This window comes from Salinimicrobium xinjiangense DSM 19287, from assembly GCF_000423585.1.
Lineage (GTDB): Bacteria > Bacteroidota > Bacteroidia > Flavobacteriales > Flavobacteriaceae > Salinimicrobium > Salinimicrobium xinjiangense.
The window spans coordinates 73,019-91,360 of record NZ_AUIG01000001.1 but is presented as its reverse complement, the minus strand read 5'-3'; the positions used below and the strand labels follow the sequence as shown (position 1 = coordinate 91,360).

The window sequence follows — 18,342 nt, the reverse complement described above, 5'->3', positions numbered from 1 at the left end:
GCTCAAAGATATCAAAAAGAACTTCCTTTTAGCTTTCTCCCCTCAAAGAATTAGTGCTGCAAATCACCTTCCAGCACCTGTTTTAGTGCAGCAGCCTTCACAAGACACTCTTCATATTCTTTATAAGGTGAAGATTTGGAAGTAATTGCCCCACCTACCGAAAATGAAACATAGTTTTTTTGAGCATTGTAAAGAATACTGCGAATCACAACATTAAAGTCAAAATCAGCGACAGGATCAAAGTACCCAACGGCGCCGCTGTATAAGCCGCGTTTAGTCTCTTCCAAAGTTTCTATGATCTCCATTGCAGATATTTTAGGTGCTCCTGTCATACTACCCATTGGAAAAGTAGTTCTAAGCACCTCTACTGCGGGTATTCCTTCTTCAAGTTGGGCCGTAACGGTTGAGATCATTTGATGTACCTGTTGAAAGCTGTATACTTTACAAAGTTCCGCCACTTCAACGCTGCCTTTTTTTGCTGTTTTTGAAAGGTCATTTCGAACCAGATCAACGATCATCACATTTTCTGAACGCTCTTTTGTATCCTGCTCCAGATCTTTTGCCAGTTTCAGATCTTTATCTTTATCATCATGAGCACGGGGAGCTGTTCCCTTTATAGGCTGTGAAATTAATGTCCTGCCTTTTTTCTGAAGGTATCTCTCCGGCGAGGCAGAAAGCAGGTAGTGGTCGTGATTCCGGAGAAATGTGGCAAAAGGAGGATGGGAGATCGTATTTAATGCCCTAAAGGTTTTAAAAGGATGAATATTTGCATCCTCGGCATAGAATTCCTGACAAAAATTGGCTTCATAAATATCTCCACGCTGAATATGATCAAGCATTTTCTCCACTTTTTGGACATATTCTTCCTTGGTAATACGCGGCTTCATTACTACCGGCTTAGCTTCAGAAAAAAAATCCTTCTTGAAATGCCTTTTTTGAAGGATCTGTTCCAGGTCTTCTTCTATCTCTTCATCCACCATTCCCAGGTATAGAAGCTCCAACTCCTCTCCCTTAAGAAAAAAGATCTTCTTAGGCTGAAAGAAAAAGATATCAGGAAATTGAAGTCCGTCGAAGTTAGCCGATGCCAGATCTTCAACATCATTTTTAAGATCATAAGAAAGGTACCCAAATATCCAGTCTGCCGTGGTTTCCTGGTACTCCTTTAGTTTGTCAAATGCATTTAGAGTGTCTGTTTGAATAGCCGTAAATGCATCCACTGCAAGTATAGCATCAAACCGGGAATACAGGTTTGAATGATCATTGCTGTCAAACCAGACTATTTCATTGAATTGGTGAGACCAGTCGAGCAGCGCTTCTTTGACTTCGGAAACCTCTTCTATTTTCACTTTTTTGGATACCCGCACCTATTCTTTTATTTCCTGAGAAAAAGCAGTAACAACTTCGCTTACTCCCAAATCAAAAACTTCATTTACTATGCTTCCTTTCTCGGAATCAAAATTCTCGTAAAACTGCGGCAAACTAAAACTTTCCACCACTTCTCCTCCAAACCTTGGAAACTGACTTTTACAATATTCCAGAGCCGATGCTCCTCCCCTTTTCCCGGGAGAAGTGCTCATGAGGAGGATCTTTTTCCCTTCTAAAAATTTCCTATCCACACGGGATAGCCAGTCCAAAATATTTTTAAAAAATCCTGATACGTTTGCATTATACTCATTAACGGAAATGATTAAAGCCGGGTGATCCATTATCTTCTCAAAAAGGAATTTTATATTCTGCGGAATACCTTCTTTTTCCTTTACAATGCTGTAAACCGGAAAATCAATTTCATGTAGTTCCAAAACCTCTACCTGGTGTTCCTCAATCCTTCGGGTGACGTTGAGTATCAATTGATGATTAATGGAAGTTGGGCTGCTGGAGCCGGCAAAGGCCAGGATCTTTTTCATAGTGCGCAATTTTGTTGTTCAAAAATACAAATTCATAAGAAAGCACAACCTATTTATATTCAGCCGGAGTAAAACAACTGGGCTTTCAACAATTTAAACTTACCTTTGCCCATTTAAATTTCATTTGCTGTGACTTTTCAGGACTTAAATCTTACTACTCCATTAATTAATGCCCTTGAAGATCTTGGGTTATCCACTCCTACTCCTATACAGGAGCAATCTTTTCCTGTGATCCTTTCGGGAAGAGATATGGTAGGAATTGCGCAGACCGGTACGGGGAAGACCCTGGCTTACCTCCTGCCTCTTTTAAAAACCCTGAAATATTCTGAGCAAAAGAACCCACGTATTCTTATTATGGTCCCCACCAGGGAACTGGTAGTGCAGGTAGTTGAGGAACTCGAAAAGCTCACAACATATATTAATGCACGAATCCTCGGAATTTACGGCGGCACCAATATTAATACCCAGAAACAACTGGTGGCACAGGGACTGGATGTCCTGGTAGCTACACCCGGAAGATTGTATGACCTTGCCATAAACAGGGATCTGCAACTTAAATCTATTCAAAAACTGGTTATAGATGAAGTTGATGTCATGCTGGATCTGGGTTTCAGGTTTCAGCTAAACAACATCCTGGAACTGCTCCCTGCAAACCGGCAAAATATCATGTTTTCGGCCACTATGACTGTGGAAGTGGAACGGGTGATCGCCGAATACTTCAGGAATCCCGAAACAATTTCTGTTGCAGCAAGTGGAACTCCTTTAGAAAATATCCACCAGCAAATGTTTGAAGTACCAAACTTCTATACTAAAGTTAATTTGCTGCAACATCTTTTAAAGGATAAAGAAACTTTTCACAAAGTGCTCGTCTTTGCAGGGAATAAACGTATTGCCGACAGGCTTTTCAATCAGCTCGATCCCTTATTTCCGGAAGAATGTACAATTATCCATTCCAATAAAACCCAGAATTACCGTCTTAGAAGTATAAGACAGTTTGGAGATGGCTTTTGCCGAATTCTTGTGGCTACAGATGTCATGGCCCGCGGTCTCGATATTGAACAGGTGAGCCATGTGATTAATTTTGACACACCTGCTTACCCTGAAAATTATATGCACAGGATTGGTCGTACAGGTAGAGCAGAAAGAGAGGGACAATCTATACTTTTTACCACCTCTTCAGAAACTGAAGCGCTTGAAAAGATAGAATCTTTAATGAATAGAAAAATTGAAGTAAGTCCCTTACCGGAAGCTGTAGAAATTTCTTCTGAACTTATTCCCGAAGAACAACCTAAAGATCAGGAGATTTATAATCCTTTGAGCCATACAGACGAAGATAAACCGGGACCGGCTTTTCACGAAAAAAGTGAAAAGAATAAAAAGGTTAATCTTGGAGGTTCTTACCGCAGGGAGATCAAGAAAAAGTATAAAAAACCAAAAACCCGCGGAGATAAGAATTATAACCGGAAAAAGAAAAAATAGCTCCATCCCCTCATTTTTATTTATTTAACATTAAGAATTCTTTTTGTGAAAAATTAGTTAAGAAAAAATGTAGGATTTTATCGACAAAAACCCTTCGTTGTTGGAATCTGTCTCTTGTTGATTGTTTTTGAATCAACCTTTTTCCTGATCTTTCCATTTGGCGTAATGCTAAATTGATGCTTTTTAAGCCATTACATCCTCTGTTAGGTGTGTGTTTTTGTAGAAATTTACCAAAAAACGGCTCTTTTTTTAACGTACTGGTATTTCCTATCGCAGCACCCACGCGGATTCGGCACCGGAAAAGAAAAAATTATAAAAAACTGTACCTGTGATACTTATAAATTAAAAATTTATATTAAATTTAACGTTACCCCCTGCTTGATAATTGTAGCATGTACAACTAAAATTTCCTTCCTGTTGTTCAAATTTATTTTTCCTGATGAAGAAAACTACTTTTATGCCGGAGAATTATTCCATAGGGGCCGCTCACAGTTTGTTTAATGCATATAACGGGCATGACAATCAGGAATTTCTTTTATTTATAAGTTCGCTCAAAAATCTTTCTTTAAAAGCGACTAATTATAAAAGTCTCAATTACTTTAAAGAACTTCTTCCGATCACCCACAATGGAGATGATTTTTTCCAAAGCATCCTGCACCCGGAAGATTATAATATATTTCAAAATTTTGCGCAGCGATGTGTAAGCTGTGTGGAAGCGGAAGAAAAGGGGGTCATTGTCCGTGTACGTTCTCCATTTGGATACTGGAAAAAATTCCATTTTAAAAGTCGGTCCTATTCCGGGTTTGGAGAAGAAGGAGAAAATTTCATCCTAACTTTTGCCAGGCCTGTGGAATCTTTAAGGAATCCGGGGAAAAAAGGAATAAATATTGAAACAGAGAAATCTCTTCAGGAGAGTTTGAGCAGGTACAGGGCACTTGTAAATTCACTGGATCAGGGTTTTGTGGTCATGGAAATGATCTTTGACCTTCAAAAGAAACCAATAGATTATTTATTTGTGGAAATAAATCCGGCCTTTGAGGCGCATACAGGTTTGGAGAATCCTCTTGGCCGTACTATGAAGGAGTTTTTCCAAAAACAGGAAAGTTATTGGTTTAACACCTTTGGAAAAGTAGCATACACTGGAGAACCCGTACGTTTTGAAGATTATTCACTAGGCCAGAACCGGTGGTATGATGTATATGCTTTTCCCATTGGCAGCAAAAGGAGCAGAAAGGTGGCCTGTCTCTTCTCAGACATTACAGAGCGCAAAGAAAGTGAGGAAAATTTAAGGAAACTTAATGAAGACCTGGAATTAAAGGTAAGAAGCCGCACCTCTGAACTTGAAGAAAAAAATGAACTCCTTCAAATGGTTTTTGATACCGTAAACCAGGGAATATTTCTTTTAAAACCCTTGTTTGGAGAAAACTATGATATTATTGACTTTACCTTTGTGCGCGTTAACAAAGTAGTTAGCCGATACTATTCCAAAAAGAATATGGTTGGTAAAAGTTTTTTAACCTTAAATCCTCACGCTGCGAAAAGAGGTGTTTTTGAAGCATTTAAACAAACCATGCTGACAGGGGAATCAAAGGATTTCGAAATATCCTTTGAGCAGGGAGGAAGAACCAATTGGATAAGGCTCACCAGCAGGCGACAAAAAGGACTACTCATCAACTCTTTTGAAAATATTACCCGGGAGAAAATGAAAGCCAAAAACCTTCGGGAAAATATTAGGTTCAAAAGACAATTGATACAAACATCACCCGATGTCATCCTGATCTTTAATCTCTATGATGAAAAGATAAGATTCGTCAACAAAGATCTTAGGAATCAGATAGGAATGAGCGTAGAAAAAGTCCAGGGAATGCCTCTGTTAGACATCCTTCCTTTAGTCCATCCCCAGGACAGGCAGAAAGCCATGGAATTTCATACACGTATTACCCAGGCTTCAGACAATGACGTAATAGAAATAGAATTCAGGCTGAAAAGTAAAGAGAAGTCCTGGGAGTGTTTTAGCGCGAGGGGAAAAGTTTTCATGAGAAATAAAAAGGGAAATGTGTACGAATACATCGTATTGCTAAGAAATGTACAGTCAGAAAAAAGAATGCAGCAGGCCCTTATTTCGGCAGAAAAATTATCTATAAAAGGGGAGATCGCCCGCACAATAGCTCATGAATTGCGTAATCCTCTTGCAAGTATAGGAATGTCTGCAGATATATTGGAAAAGGTGATCCAGAGTTCCGAAAAAAAGACCGTGAAAAATTATTTAGGGATCATAAGAAGAAGCGCCACTACTCTTAACAACCTGGTTACAGACCTGCTTTCAGCATCAAATTATTCTAAACCAAAGATGGCTAAGTGCTGCCTGGCAAAAACCACAAATAAAGCTTTGTCCCAGGCCAGGGATCGCATATATCTCACCGGAATACATGTTGTAAAAAAATACAGAGGACCTTATTTCATCAATGCAGATGAAGAAAAATTAAAGATTGCCATCCTTAATATCATAGTGAATGCAAGTGAAGCGATGGAGCCGGAGAATGGAGAACTTATTCTTCATATAAATAAAAAAAAGGATAGCTATTCTCTTACCATAACCGACAATGGTTGCGGAATTGAAAAGGAGCAGCTTAATAAATTGTTTGATTCATTTTACACCCAAAAACCGGGCGGATTAGGAATTGGCTTAAGTTCTGTAAAAAATATTCTCGACGATCACGGTGCAACTATAGAAGTATTTAGTGTACCCAATGAAGGTACAAGCTTTGTCCTTACTTTCCCATGTCATGAGGATGTTTTAAAGTAAATTGTTCAGAAGCAGGTGCAAAAAACCGATTATTGTTTATCTTCGGCCTTGAAAAGAACATGAAATATATTTAATTTCATGGATCAACAAAATAAAACCTGGAACCTGAAATATGGGGATAATTGATTCCATAGGAAATCTGGTAATGAAAAACCGGATAGATGATTTAGAAAATGCTGTAAATAACCCTCATGAAACTCAGAAAAAGGTTTTAACCAACCTTTTGGAAACTACCAAAAATACTTTTTACGGTAAAAAGTTTCATTTTAAAGATATTTCTAATTATCGCCAGTTTACTGAGCAGGTACCTTTAAATAGTTACGAAGATCTGTTTCCGTACATAGATCTCATTCTCAAAGGTGAGGCAAATGTCCTGTGGCCCACTCCTATCAAGTGGTTTGCCAAATCATCGGGTACAACCGGGGCAACAAGCAAGATCATTCCGGTTTCCACAGAAGGCCTGGAACAGTGCCATTACCAGGGAGGACGCGATATGCTCGCCCTTTACATTAGAAATTACCCCAATGCACAACTTTTTTCGGGTAAGAACCTTTCTATAGGAGGCAGCCAGGAAGCCTACTCGGGCAATGATGGCATTTACATGGCAAACATTTCTGCAATTGTCATGAAGAATTTGCCTTTTTGGGCCCAGTTTGGCCGCACCCCGGGACTTGAGGTAACCATGATGAACAATTGGGAAGAGAAGATCAAAAAAATTGCAGAGATCACCACCCAGCAACGGGTTACCAGCCTCGCAGGTTCTCCAATGTGGATGTTGCTCCTTTTGCAGCATATCATCAGAGAGAAGAAAATAACTCATATTCAGGAGATCTGGCCAGATCTGGAAGTGTTTTTCCACGGTTCGGTTTCATTTAGTCCTTACAGGCCGCTTTTCGAGGAATTAGATCGGGATAAAAGCCTGCATTACCTGGAGATCTTTAATGCTACTGAAGGTTTTTTTGCCCTGCAGGACCAAACAGATGATACTTCTCTTCTGCTAATGGTCAATTACGGGATCTTTTATGAATTCATTCCTGAAAAAGAGTTCACGTCAGACAATCCTCCAGTTATTCCTTTAAGTGAAGTGGAATTAGGGAAAAACTACTCTATGGTGATCAGCACCAATTCAGGTCTATGGCGGTATAAGATTGGAGATACCATAAAATTTACAAGCCTTAAACCATACCGGTTTATAATTAGCGGGCGTACCAAACATTGCATCAATGTCTTTGGAGAAGATCTGTTTGCAGAACATGCAGAAAAGGCAGTTTCCCTGGCATGTAGAGAAACCGGAGCTATCCTGAGGGATTTTACTGCCGCGCCATACTTCTACGATCGCAGCAAAAAAGGATACCACGAGTGGCTTATTGAGTTTGTTCGTTCCCCGCAGGAAAAGGAAAGTTTTGTAGAAATTCTGGACAGAGAACTCGGAAAATACAACGACGACTATAAATCAAAGAGAAAAAATGATGTTGCCATAGAAAGGCCGGTGGTAAGAGAAATGCCTGAAGGTACTTTTTATGAATGGCTTAAACGCAAGAATAAACTGGGAGGACAACATAAAGTACCACGTTTATCCAACAGCCGCGAATTTGTAGAAGAGCTGCTTAGCATTCAGAATTCACTGCAAACAGAGATCTAATATTCCTCCTCTAAAAGTTCATCGAGAAAATCCTTAAATCCGGAATCGTTCCAATTGGCAGAACCCTTTTTATTTACCACAATTTTTCCGCTTCGGGAGATCACATATGTAGTGGGAAGACTGCGTGACTGCATCTTTTCGGGAGCCAGGCTTAAAGGCTGATAAACCGGAAGATCATAATTCTTTTTATCTAAAAATAGCTGTAGCTTCCCGTTATCTTCAGAAGAGACAAAATAAAAATTCACTTTATCGCCATATTCATTGTAGAGTTTCTGAAATGAGGGCATCTCGGCTATACAGGGAGGGCACCAGGTCGCCCATAGATTCACTACAGCAACTTCGCCTATGCTTTGTTTGAAATTCAGCGGTTGTCCCTGCAGGTCCACAAGGTTCCAGTTATAATCATTCAGGCTCTCTCTGTTCTTTTCAGAAATCTTCGAAGGGCTGAAAGCAATGATCTGGTTGAGTCCAACCTGAATGGGTTTCCTGGTTTGTGGAATGATCAACAGGATAATGATTATAATGAAAAGTATGTTGGACCAGTTTTTTTTCAGAAATTCCATCACAGGTGAATATGGCACAAAAATAGGTTATAATTATTTCCTGCGAAAAATGGCATTTTTGGAGCCTATCATTTTTTCGAATATTAGTATCTTGGAAAACGAAATAAAATAAAATAAAAAGATGATCCCCACAAAGAAAATTAGTACTGGTTTAATTACAGCCATGATAATTGCCGGGTGTGGTTCGGGAAGTACTAACACTCCTGCCCCAACCTCCGAACCGGCTGTAACAGCTGAAAAAACTACTATGGAAAATATATTATTACAGGAATGGAAAGGACCTTATGGCGGAGTCCCTGCCTTTGATAAAATGCGCCTGGAAGACCTGCAGCCCGCCATGGAGCAGGGAATGGCCGAACACCTCAAGGAAATCATGGCGATAGCAGCAAACCCTGCACCGCCAACCTTTGATAATACTATCCTGGCAATGCAGCAATCAGGAGAGGAGCTGGATAGGGCTTTTACTTACTACAGTATCTGGAGCAGCAATATGTCCTCACCGGAGTTCAGACAAATACAGCAGGTACTGGCTCCGAAGATCTCAGAATACTCTTCAAAGATCTCTCAGAATTCCCAACTTTTCGAGAGGATCAAAGCGGTATATGAGCAATCTCTAAAATCCCCGCTTCCTCCACAGGAACAAAGGGCAGTACAGCTTATTTATGAAGACTTTGCCATGGAAGGCGCAGATCTTAATGAAGCCGACAAAGAACGATATGCAGCAATTAATAAGGAACTGTCGAGTCTGTACACTAAGTTTTCAAATAACGTTTTGGCCGAGGAAGAGAACTATGAAGTATTCCTTACAGAAGATCAATTAAGCGGACTACCGGAATCTTATGTAAAAGCTGCGGCAAAAGCTGCGGCCGATCGTGGGGAAGAAGGTAAATATGCTGTTATAAATACCCGCTCCTCTATGGATCCTTTCCTCACCTATTCAGATGAAAGAGAACTTAGAAAGGAAGTCTGGACCAATTATTACTCAAGAGGAGACAATAATGATGAGTATGATAATAAGGACCTCATAAAAGAGATCCTTAAGTTGAGAGATGAACGGGTAGAATTACTTGGTTATGAAAATTATGCACAGTGGAGGTTGCAAAACCGAATGGCAAAAACTCCCGAAAGAGCAATGGAACTTATGGAGGCTGTTTGGCCGGCTGCACTAGCACGTGTGGAAGAAGAAGTGGCCGACATGCAGGCACTTGCCAAAGCTGAAGGAAAGGATATTATAATCGCTCCCTGGGATTACCGGTATTATGCTGAAAAGGTAAGACAACAAAAATATGATCTCGAATCTGACGAAGTAAAGCAGTACCTGCAACTGGATAAGCTAACAGATGCCCTTTTCTACACTGCTGCCGAAGTCTTCAATTATGATTTCACCCCTGTTCCTGAGGGTACAGTTCCTGTGTTCCATGAGGATGTAAAGGTATGGGAAGTAAAAGATCAGGCTACAGGAGAACACATTGGACTTTGGTATCTCGACCCTTACGCGCGCACCGGGAAAAGATCTGGTGCATGGGCCTCTCAGTACCGCAGCCATTCAGAAATGGAAGGAGAAAAAGAGACTGTTCTGGCTTCAAATAATTCCAATTTTGTAAAACCTGCCCCGGGAGAACCTGCACTTATCTCATGGGATGATGCTACTACCTTCTTCCATGAATTTGGACATGCGCTGCACTTTTTCGCTTCCGAGGTAAAATACCCGGTATTGAATGGAGGAGTAAGAGATTATACAGAATTCCAGTCACAACTCCTGGAAAGATGGCTTTCTACAGATGAGGTGATCAACAGGTTCCTTGTACACCATGAGACCGGAGAACCAATGCCACAGGAGTTGGTAGCAAAAATCAAAAAGGCTTCCACCTTCAACCAGGGTTTTGCTACTACCGAATTTCTTGCATCGGCTTTAATGGATATGAAATTACACACTACAGATCCTGATGATATTGATATGGATACCTTTGAAGAGGAAACACTCTCGGCTCTTAATATGCCTGAAGAAATTGTGATGCGTCACAGAACTCCTCACTTTGGACATGTATTTGCCGGGGAAGGATATGCCACAGGATACTACGGTTACTTGTGGGCAGATGTTCTGACTTCAGATGCTGCGGAAGCTTTTAGAGAATCACCGGGAGGTTTTTACGACAAAAATGTAGCTGCAAAACTGGTACAGTATCTTTTTGCGCCACGAAATGCTATGGATCCTGCCGAAGCCTACAGGATGTTTAGAGGCAGGGATGCGACCATTGATGCTCTTATGAGAGACCGCGGATTCCCGGTGCCATCTCAGGAAGACCAACAATAAAATTAAATTTTGAAAAATGAAACGCCGGATCTGCAGATCCGGCGTTTTTGTTTTTTAGAGAAGTTCCTTAAAATGATCCTTAAGTGCTTTTTGGGCAGCATGGAAGCCACACATTCCATGAACGCCACCTCCCGGCGGTGTAGATGAAGAACAGATATAAACCCGGGGATCTGGCGTGGAATATGGGGAAATCTTAGCAATAGGGCGGGTAAACAGCTGCGTAATATCCTGCTTACCACCGTTGATGTCACCTCCCACGAGATTTGGATCGAAATGCTGCAGGTCGATGGAATTCATTTTTGAACGGGCCAGGATGGTATCTTTAAAACCCGGAGCTGCACGTTCGATCTGGTTCTCCACTATTTCAGAGAAATCTGCTGTACTCCCATTGGGAACATGAATGTACGCCCAGGCAGTATGTTTTCCTGCAGGAGCACGACTGTCGTCGAAAGGGGAATGTTGGGCTACCAAAACATAAGGAGTACTGGTAATATTCTTTTGATGGATCTCTTTTTCAGAATTTTCGATCTCTTCTTTTGTAAAGCCAATATGTACTGTTGCCGCTTTACGGCATTTCTCATTTGTAAAAGGAATAGGTTCTGAAAGTGCCCAATCCATTTTAAAAACACCGGCTCCATATTTAAAGGCTTCCATCCTGCGGCGATAAAGAGAGTTAAAATTAAGTCCTTCTATTTTCAGTAACTGTTTAGGTGTGAGATCGAATAAATAGGCATAGGCATTTGGCAGGTCCCGAATATCCTCCACCCATTGATTCAAAAATAATTCTCCGCCAAGGGATGAATAGTATTCCAGTAAAGCTTTGGTGAAATTACCCGCTCCACCTTTGGGAAAAGGCCAGTTATATTTATGAGCACTGGTGGTCAAAACAAGACCGAAAGATGCCGAGGCAATATTGGTTAAAGGCAAAGTAGAATGTGCTGCAGACCCGTAGAAGAAAACTTTGGTTTTTTCATTTTTAAAATAGTGATTGACCAGCATTTGCGCTGATGGAAGAGCCTTTAGCCCAAATTCCATGAAGGGAAGCGGATTTTCGGGAATCCCCAAAGGGCCCAGCAGATCATTATTTAGCCGATCCCAATTTTCCAGCAAAGGCCGAAAAAGTTTTAAATATGCTTCTTCGTCTGTCCCAAGTTGGGAAGCTGTTCTTTCAATATCCTGATAACAGCCAAAAGCTGTTCCATCGTCAAAAGGGTGAGCGTAGGCGATCTCGGGATAGATCCACTCCAAACCAAAATCCTTTAAAGGCAGGTTTCGGAAGAAGGGAGATGCGAGCCCCAACGGTAGGATTGCAGAACCTACATCATGTTTAAACCCGGGCAAAGTCAATTCCTGTGTCCGCGTAGCACCTCCCGGTGTAGCTGCCTGCTCAAAAATAGCAGTTTTAAGTCCTTTTTTTTGCAATTGAAGAGCTGCAGCAATACCATTACTACCACTACCAATTACTATCGCGTCGTACTTTGCTGACATTTCTATGGTAAATCTTTTTCCAGATCCAGGCTGTTAAGATATTCCTCAAAGGTAATTTCTCCATGTTTTTCTCCAATCATATCGTTGGTAGTAACAAATTTGAAATACTTTAATTTTGCAGAGACATCATCGTCCACCATTTCGGGAAGAAACATCCCCCACTCTGCCACCTTCTCCGGAACCTGGATCACCTTTCCTCCGATTTTCTTCTCGATCATTTTGGCCATTTCCATACGGGTATGAACAAGGGGTCCACCAACCTCTCTTATTTCGGGACCTTCATAGAGATGATCAACAACTACTTTTGCAAGATCTTTTTGATGAATACTGTTGGTCCTGGCATGTCCATCTCCTACGATGGGTATTACTTTTCGTTTAGCCATAATTGCAAGGTCATTCAGACCCGAGAAGAAGCCCACAGGCCTTATAATAGTATAATTCAGTCCCGATGCCTGTAAGGCATCTTCAAACATTTTATGGGATTTTGCGACTTCGTATTCGAGAGCCTTGTCTGCCCCCTTGATGGAAACATAAATAAATCTTTCCACCCCGTTCTTTACGGCGTCATCCAGAACGTTACTATTCGCGTAAAAATCGTTTTCTACAAAAGATTTACCCCTGTTAGTAAAGAGACTTACACTTTTACCGAGGGTAGAAATTACTATAGAAATATCCTTAGTGATGTCTTTAATTTTCTCAGTGCCTTCACTGGCATCGGCCCTCCAGATATCCTGAGTATAGGCGCCGACTTTTTCGACTCCATCTGCGGAATGCACAAGTGCCCTAACCTCCTCCTCCCGGTCATGTAAAAGTTTCAATACTTCCAGTCCCAAAGCTCCGGAAGCTCCGGCTAATAAGATTTTCTTCTTCATAACAGCTCATTTCCTCCTGAAATTACAGGAAAAATTCTGAAGAACTAAAGTAAAACAGGTGATTAACAAAAAATTAGAGGACAGGCCGCTTATTTCGCTCCTTTTCCATTTCCCGGAGACAGAATTGTTTTAAGTGCTCTTTTGCTTTCGTCAGGGATCGCACCTTTCGATGATGACAGGTGACCTGTAAAGGCCTAGAAGAATTAATGCGTTTTAAAAGAGATTTTTTTTCCGAAGGGTTTAAAAGATCGAGGTGAGGCTTCATCAATTTGTAAAGCGTATCGGCATCCATAATGAAAGGTTTTGAGCATAAGGCTCTGATTATCTCTCCTTAAATATAATAAATTTTGTCTAAAAAACAGGGATGAAGGAAAGCAGCATTTCAGAATAAAACATACTTATGTACCCCTTGTATTAAAAAAGAGGTACACAATTATTTTTTTTGGGCTACTTAATGAATTCCAGGATCACCAACACAATAGCCAGAATCGCTATCAGGAAGATCATTCCAAGAACGATAGCCACAATAACTTTTTGCGTAGTGGAAAACTCAACTGTATAGTTATTCCAAATATTCGTTAAAGCGTTCATAATGTAAGGAGTTTTCAGTAGTTTTTTAAATCATATAAATTATTAACATATTAATTTCCATTAAATTACGAAAATTATTAAACTTCTACAATACAGGCGAAGGCTCAATAAGTTAAATCTTGAATTTTTTCGACGATTAGACCTGTTTAGTAAATTGTAAACAGGAAGTTTCGTACAATTTTTTCCTGCCTCGGAGGCTATCCCGGCTCTGGGAATTATTAAATTTTTAGGAAATAAAACCTATCCGCTGCCCTATTTTTGCAGGATCAATGAAACAGCAAAGGAAATATACCGAGGGCAGGATCTTTAATTCTCTTTTCAATCTCGCCGTTCCTATAATTTTTGCTAATATCCTTCAAACTGCCTATCAGTTGATCGACACCTTTTGGTTGGGTAGATTAGGTGCGAACGCAGTTGCCGCGGTAAGCATAAGCTTCCCTTTGCTGTTTTTAGTCCTTTCGCTTGGTTCGGGGCTTACTCTGGCCGGTACTGTTTTAGTATCACAATATTTTGGAGCTGAAGATCAGAAGAAAGTAGATTTCAATTCATCTCAGACCATTGCCCTCATTTTTTTTGTTTCCCTGTTCCTTTCTATTTTGAGTTACCATTCTGCCGGTCCTTTGATGAGACTTATTGGAGCCGGGCCGGAAATTCTCAGCGATTCTGTGAGCTACTTTAAGGTCTCCTCCCTTGGTTTTGTATTCCTCTTTATGTTCTTCGCTTTCCAGTCTTTAATGAGAGGAATTGGAAATGTAATGCTGCCCGTTTACATCGTACTTTTCACGGTCTTTTTAAATCTAATTCTGGACCCGCTTTTCATTTATGGTTACGGTCCGATACCGGGTTACGGGGTGGCAGGCGCAGCTGTGGCCAGTGTGGTTACACAGGCATTGTCGGCTTTTATCGGACTTTGGATCCTCTTTAGAGGTAAGAGCGGAATAAGGATTCATTTAAATAAAATGAGACCTCATCTCTTCACCTTAAAGAGAATAGTAAACCTCGGCATTCCTGCTTCAATCGAGCAGTCCACACGGGCTCTTGGAATGACATTCATGGTGGTACTCGTAACTGGCTTTGGCAGTGAAGTAGTCGCGGCATACGGAATAGGTGCACGGATCCTGAGTTTCATCGTGATTCCCGCTCTGGGCCTCGCCATCGCAACAACCTCCCTGGTGGGCCAGAATATTGGGGCGATCAAAATAAAAAGAGCCGAAAAAGTTGCTAATCTAAGTAGTCAAATTGCTTTCTTCGGACTCACCGGTATGGGAATTCTTATGTACTTATTTGCAGTACCCATTACTTCCTTCTTCATCCCCAACGATCCCGAAGTAATACAGGATGCTTCCCTCTTCATAAAGATCATGGCTCCCAGTTTCGGGCTTCTGGGAGTGCAACAGGTGTTTAACGGGGTGTTTAATGGTGCCGGATTCACAAAAGCCTCCATGCTCATCTCTATTCTCAATCTCTGGATCATTCGGTTTCCCCTCGCTTTTTTACTTTCGCATAAGACGGAGTTAGGTGCAGAAGGCATCTGGTGGGCCTTTCCTGTTTCCAATGCTATTGCTGCCCTGGCTGCTTTTATCTACTTCAGGCAGGGCTATTGGAAATTGAGGCTGTTTAGAAAAAGAAAATAGAGAAACTTTCAGTTCACAATAGGTTAACACAAAAATTATTTTGCTGTTAAAACTCTTTCACTTCCGTAGCAAAAATTTGAATTTAGAGTAATAAATAACCTAAAAGCTCGAACAATGGCAAATTCTGATTCTAAAACCACAAAAGATCACAACACTATTAAAAAATGGACCGAAGAACGGGATGGACAACCTGCCGTGGTAGAAAGTACATCCAACAGCAGTAAAGGTGGCGGGCTATTACGGATTAATTTTCCCGGATATGCCGAAGATAATCTCAAGAACATTTCCTGGGAGGAGTTTTTCAGGATCTTTGACGAAAACAATCTGCAGTTCCTTTATCAGGAGAAAACCAAGGACGGTGGAGAAAGCAGGTTCTTCAAATTTGTAAGTGACGAATAGTAGAAGAATTTAATTAACCATTCTAAAAAGAAAAGGCTGTCTTTCCGGAGACAGCCTTTCATATTTTCTGATATAACTATGATCTGTTTTTCTTCTTTGCGGCTTTGGCAGCACGCTTCTCTTTTAGACTCAGCACAGGTTCTTTCTTGGCTGAATTCTTTGATGGTGACTTTTCTTTTGGCATGATTCCCAGATTTTTAAATAAGATATAAATGTAATGAAAGGATCAATACGGAAATGGGGAGATCAGAAAATTTTTTTAGGCTATACCACCAAAAAAATAACCTCCCAAAAATGTCATTTTCGGAAGGTTATTCTTGAATTTTTAATGGTTCTTACATATGGATCGGCCGGTTTTCGGTAGCTGCCAGGGCAGCTTCCTTAACGGCTTCAGCATAAGTAGGGTGAGCATGACTCATTCTGGAAATATCTTCAGCCGAGGCACGGAATTCCATCGCGGTAACAGCTTCAGCAATAAGATCGGCCGTCCTGGCGCCAATCATGTGAACCCCTAAGACTTCATCTGTACTTTCATCAGAAAGAATTTTCACAAAACCATCTGTATCCCCACTGGCTCTTGATCTTCCAAGGGCACGCATTGGGAATCTACCTTCTTTATACTTTACACCCGCTTCTTTCAACTCCTCTTCGGTCTTTCCTACAGAAGCTACTTCGGGCCAGGTATAGACCACTCCGGGAATGAGGTTATAGTTGATATGCGGCTTTTGTCCGGCAATAACTTCAGCAACAAGAGTACCTTCTTCCGAAGCTTTGTGAGCCAACATAGGCCCTTTGATCACGTCCCCGATAGCATAAATATTCTTTACACTGGTTTGCAGGTGATCATTCACTTCCACCATCCCTCGCTTATCGATCTTTACCCCCGCAGCATCTGCATTCAAACCATCAGTATAAGGTCTTCTTCCAACAGAAACCAGGCAATAATCTCCTTTAAATTCTACTTCTTCTCCTTTTTTATTTTTGGCTTTTACAACAACCTCATCGCCATTTCTTTCTACAGCAGTCACCTGGTGAGAAACATTGAATTTAAAACCCTGCTTTTTCAGAACTTTTGTTAGCTCCTTAGAAAGAGCGGAATCCATGGTAGGAATGATCCTGTCCATATATTCAACCACGGTCACTTCCGCACCAAGACGTTTATATACCTGTCCCAACTCCAGACCTATAACTCCGCCACCAATAACTATAAGATGTTTTGGCACTTCTTTGAGCTTCAGGGCTTCAGTAGAAGTAATAACACGCTCCTTATCCAGTTCAATGAACGGAAGGTTTGAGGGTTTGGAACCCGTTGCAATAATGATGTTCTTAGCCTCTATGGTTTCAGTTTCGCCTTCAGACTTTTTGATGTCAATATGAGTTGCATCCTTAAATGATCCTATCCCTTCAAAAACTTCGATCTTGTTCTTGTTCATAAGGAATTTGATTCCATCTACCGTTTGGTTGACCACAGATTCTTTTCTCTCGATCATTTTTTCCAGGTTCACCTTAACCTCACCGGTAAGTTCGATTCCGTGATCTTCAAAATGTTTTACAGCATCTTCATAATGGTGAGAAGAATCGAGTAAAGCCTTACTGGGAATACATCCTACGTTTAAACAAGTTCCTCCAAGGCTGGAGTATTTTTCTATAAGAGCGGTTTTCATTCCCAACTGGGCGCAGCGAATCGCAGCCACGTAACCTCCCGGCCCGGAACCTATAACAGCAACATCATATGTGCTCATAAGTAATTTTTTTGTTGATTTTTTATAAGAATAACAAAAGTACGACTATTAATGACAAATGAAAAGAGTAGTTAGTATTGAGAAGTTAGTATTGAGTAGTGAGAAGTTGCGGGTTGTGGGTTGCCGGTTGCAGGTTCCATCTTTCAGGTTCCATGTTTCAGGTTCCATGTTACCATATTCCATAACCATTACTGCTACTAATTACTGCGAACTCCCTACTGAAAAGCGGGTTGCAGGTTCCAGGTTCCGGGTTCCCTGTTTCAGGTTCCATGTTTCAGGTTTCAGGTCCAAGTTGACCTTGCCTGAATATGGTTGCCTTTTTCAATACCTTGAATTTTGAATATTAAATATTCAAAGCCGTTGTATTCTTCACCGGACTTATGACAAAGGTGCTCTGGGTGCTGCCAATATGGTCAAGAGCAGTAAGTTTGTTAAGCATGAAATCGCGGTAAGCTTCCATGTCTTTCACCATAACCTTTAAAATGTAGTCATACTCGCCGCTTACATGGAAAACTTCAAGAACTTCAGAAAGCTGTGAGACCTGTTTTTCAAAACGCGTCACATTTCCTTTAGTATGTTGCACCAGTTTGATCTGGCAAAAAGCAGTAAAGGACCGCTCAATTCTTTCAGGTTTTACAAGGGCTACATATTTGGAGATCACTTCCCCCCTTTCCAGCTTTCGGATCCTTTCATACACTGCCGTTACCGAAAGCTCTAGTTTTCCTGCGATTTCTTTATTTGTTCTTCTTGAATTCTCCTGTAAGAGAGCAAGTAGTTTTTTATCTATGACATCCAGCTTCATCTGTTTAATTTTCTAAAAATCTTTTGCAAACATAATTCTTTCGGTTCAAAAATCTAATTAGTACTCATTTATTAGATATTTTTTCTACACTTGATCTTTATCATTG

Annotated in this window: 14 protein-coding genes; 6 read left to right on the top strand and 8 right to left on the bottom strand. The window is 40.8% G+C overall.

Annotated elements, in window-relative coordinates:
• Positions 1–50: 50 nt before the first annotated feature.
• Together G564_RS0100450 and G564_RS0100445 are read right to left on the bottom strand one after the other, a co-directional pair.
• Positions 51–1,364 (bottom strand): anthranilate synthase component I family protein, encoded by a 1,314-nt coding sequence (locus G564_RS0100450; RefSeq protein WP_029035918.1) that lies wholly within the window; start codon positions 1,362–1,364, stop codon positions 51–53.
• Positions 1,365–1,904 (bottom strand): NADPH-dependent FMN reductase, encoded by a 540-nt coding sequence (locus tag G564_RS0100445; protein WP_029035917.1) that lies wholly within the window; start codon positions 1,902–1,904, stop codon positions 1,365–1,367. It lies immediately after the preceding gene.
• A 129-nt stretch (positions 1,905–2,033) separates the two neighbouring features.
• Between G564_RS0100445 and G564_RS0100440 the strand changes: the two genes are divergently transcribed.
• From G564_RS0100440 to G564_RS0100425, 3 genes are all read left to right on the top strand, one after another.
• Positions 2,034–3,383, top strand: a complete 1,350-nt coding sequence (locus tag G564_RS0100440) for a DEAD/DEAH box helicase (protein WP_029035916.1) — start codon at positions 2,034–2,036, stop codon at positions 3,381–3,383.
• 439 nt (positions 3,384–3,822) lie between these two features.
• Positions 3,823–6,189 (top strand): PAS domain-containing sensor histidine kinase, encoded by a 2,367-nt coding sequence (locus tag G564_RS0100430; RefSeq protein WP_029035914.1) that lies wholly within the window; start codon positions 3,823–3,825, stop codon positions 6,187–6,189.
• A 112-nt stretch (positions 6,190–6,301) separates the two neighbouring features.
• Positions 6,302–7,831: a GH3 auxin-responsive promoter family protein gene (locus G564_RS0100425; protein ID WP_029035913.1), complete on the top strand. Its 1,530-nt coding sequence runs from the start codon at positions 6,302–6,304 to the stop codon at positions 7,829–7,831.
• Here the strand turns inward: G564_RS0100425 and G564_RS0100420 are convergent.
• Complete coding sequence (locus G564_RS0100420; protein ID WP_029035912.1) at positions 7,828–8,394, bottom strand: TlpA family protein disulfide reductase; 567 nt, start codon at positions 8,392–8,394, stop codon at positions 7,828–7,830. The genes G564_RS0100425 and G564_RS0100420 overlap by 4 nt on opposite strands.
• 121 nt (positions 8,395–8,515) lie before the next feature.
• On the opposite strand from G564_RS0100420, the gene G564_RS18185 reads away from it, so the two are divergent.
• Positions 8,516–10,708, top strand: a complete 2,193-nt coding sequence (locus tag G564_RS18185) for a M3 family metallopeptidase (protein ID WP_037373231.1) — start codon at positions 8,516–8,518, stop codon at positions 10,706–10,708.
• Between the two features lie 54 nt (positions 10,709–10,762).
• On the opposite strand, the gene G564_RS0100410 is transcribed toward G564_RS18185, so the two are convergent.
• The 3 genes from G564_RS0100410 to G564_RS20235 all read right to left on the bottom strand — a co-directional run bounded on the left by G564_RS0100410 (position 10,763) and on the right by G564_RS20235 (position 13,659).
• Positions 10,763–12,196 carry a phytoene desaturase family protein gene (locus tag G564_RS0100410; protein WP_029035911.1) on the bottom strand — a complete coding sequence of 478 codons (1,434 nt, stop codon included), beginning with the start codon at positions 12,194–12,196 and terminating at the stop codon, positions 10,763–10,765.
• A 2-nt stretch (positions 12,197–12,198) separates the two neighbouring features.
• Positions 12,199–13,068: an SDR family oxidoreductase gene (locus G564_RS0100405; protein WP_029035910.1), complete on the bottom strand. Its 870-nt coding sequence runs from the start codon at positions 13,066–13,068 to the stop codon at positions 12,199–12,201.
• 447 nt (positions 13,069–13,515) lie between these two features.
• Positions 13,516–13,659 (bottom strand): hypothetical protein, encoded by a 144-nt coding sequence (locus G564_RS20235; protein WP_156879151.1) that lies wholly within the window; start codon positions 13,657–13,659, stop codon positions 13,516–13,518.
• A gap of 269 nt (positions 13,660–13,928) precedes the next feature.
• Here G564_RS20235 and G564_RS0100395 point away from each other — a divergent pair, with 269 nt between their 5' ends.
• Both G564_RS0100395 and G564_RS0100390 read left to right on the top strand, forming a co-directional pair.
• Complete coding sequence (locus G564_RS0100395) at positions 13,929–15,293, top strand: MATE family efflux transporter (protein WP_029035909.1); 1,365 nt, start codon at positions 13,929–13,931, stop codon at positions 15,291–15,293.
• A 114-nt stretch (positions 15,294–15,407) separates the two neighbouring features.
• Positions 15,408–15,692, top strand: a complete 285-nt coding sequence (locus G564_RS0100390) for a hypothetical protein (RefSeq protein ID WP_029035908.1) — start codon at positions 15,408–15,410, stop codon at positions 15,690–15,692.
• 335 nt (positions 15,693–16,027) lie between these two features.
• Here the strand turns inward: G564_RS0100390 and lpdA are convergent, their stop codons facing one another.
• Both lpdA and G564_RS0100370 read right to left on the bottom strand, forming a co-directional pair.
• Positions 16,028–17,434 (bottom strand): dihydrolipoyl dehydrogenase, encoded by a 1,407-nt coding sequence (gene lpdA, locus G564_RS0100375; RefSeq protein WP_029035907.1) that lies wholly within the window; start codon positions 17,432–17,434, stop codon positions 16,028–16,030.
• Between the two features lie 343 nt (positions 17,435–17,777).
• Positions 17,778–18,236 (bottom strand): Lrp/AsnC family transcriptional regulator, encoded by a 459-nt coding sequence (locus G564_RS0100370; RefSeq protein WP_029035906.1) that lies wholly within the window; start codon positions 18,234–18,236, stop codon positions 17,778–17,780.
• Positions 18,237–18,342 lie beyond the last annotated feature (106 nt).

Bases quoted from the DNA above. Each gene is read 5' to 3' on its own strand.
- G564_RS0100445 (WP_029035917.1), bottom strand. From the start codon at position 1,904: ATGAAAAAGATCCTGGCCTTTGCCGGCTCCAGCAGCCCAACTTCCATT.
- G564_RS0100430 (WP_029035914.1), top strand. From the start codon at position 3,823: ATGAAGAAAACTACTTTTATGCCGGAGAATTATTCCATAGGGGCCGCT.
- G564_RS0100425 (WP_029035913.1), top strand. From the start codon at position 6,302: ATGGGGATAATTGATTCCATAGGAAATCTGGTAATGAAAAACCGGATA.
- G564_RS0100420 (WP_029035912.1), bottom strand. From the start codon at position 8,394: ATGGAATTTCTGAAAAAAAACTGGTCCAACATACTTTTCATTATAATC.
- G564_RS18185 (WP_037373231.1), top strand. From the start codon at position 8,516: ATGATCCCCACAAAGAAAATTAGTACTGGTTTAATTACAGCCATGATA.
- G564_RS0100410 (WP_029035911.1), bottom strand. From the start codon at position 12,196: ATGTCAGCAAAGTACGACGCGATAGTAATTGGTAGTGGTAGTAATGGT.
- G564_RS0100405 (WP_029035910.1), bottom strand. From the start codon at position 13,068: ATGAAGAAGAAAATCTTATTAGCCGGAGCTTCCGGAGCTTTGGGACTG.
- G564_RS20235 (WP_156879151.1), bottom strand. From the start codon at position 13,659: ATGAACGCTTTAACGAATATTTGGAATAACTATACAGTTGAGTTTTCC.
- G564_RS0100395 (WP_029035909.1), top strand. From the start codon at position 13,929: ATGAAACAGCAAAGGAAATATACCGAGGGCAGGATCTTTAATTCTCTT.
- G564_RS0100390 (WP_029035908.1), top strand. From the start codon at position 15,408: ATGGCAAATTCTGATTCTAAAACCACAAAAGATCACAACACTATTAAA.
- lpdA (WP_029035907.1), bottom strand. From the start codon at position 17,434: ATGAGCACATATGATGTTGCTGTTATAGGTTCCGGGCCGGGAGGTTAC.
- G564_RS0100370 (WP_029035906.1), bottom strand. From the start codon at position 18,236: ATGAAGCTGGATGTCATAGATAAAAAACTACTTGCTCTCTTACAGGAG.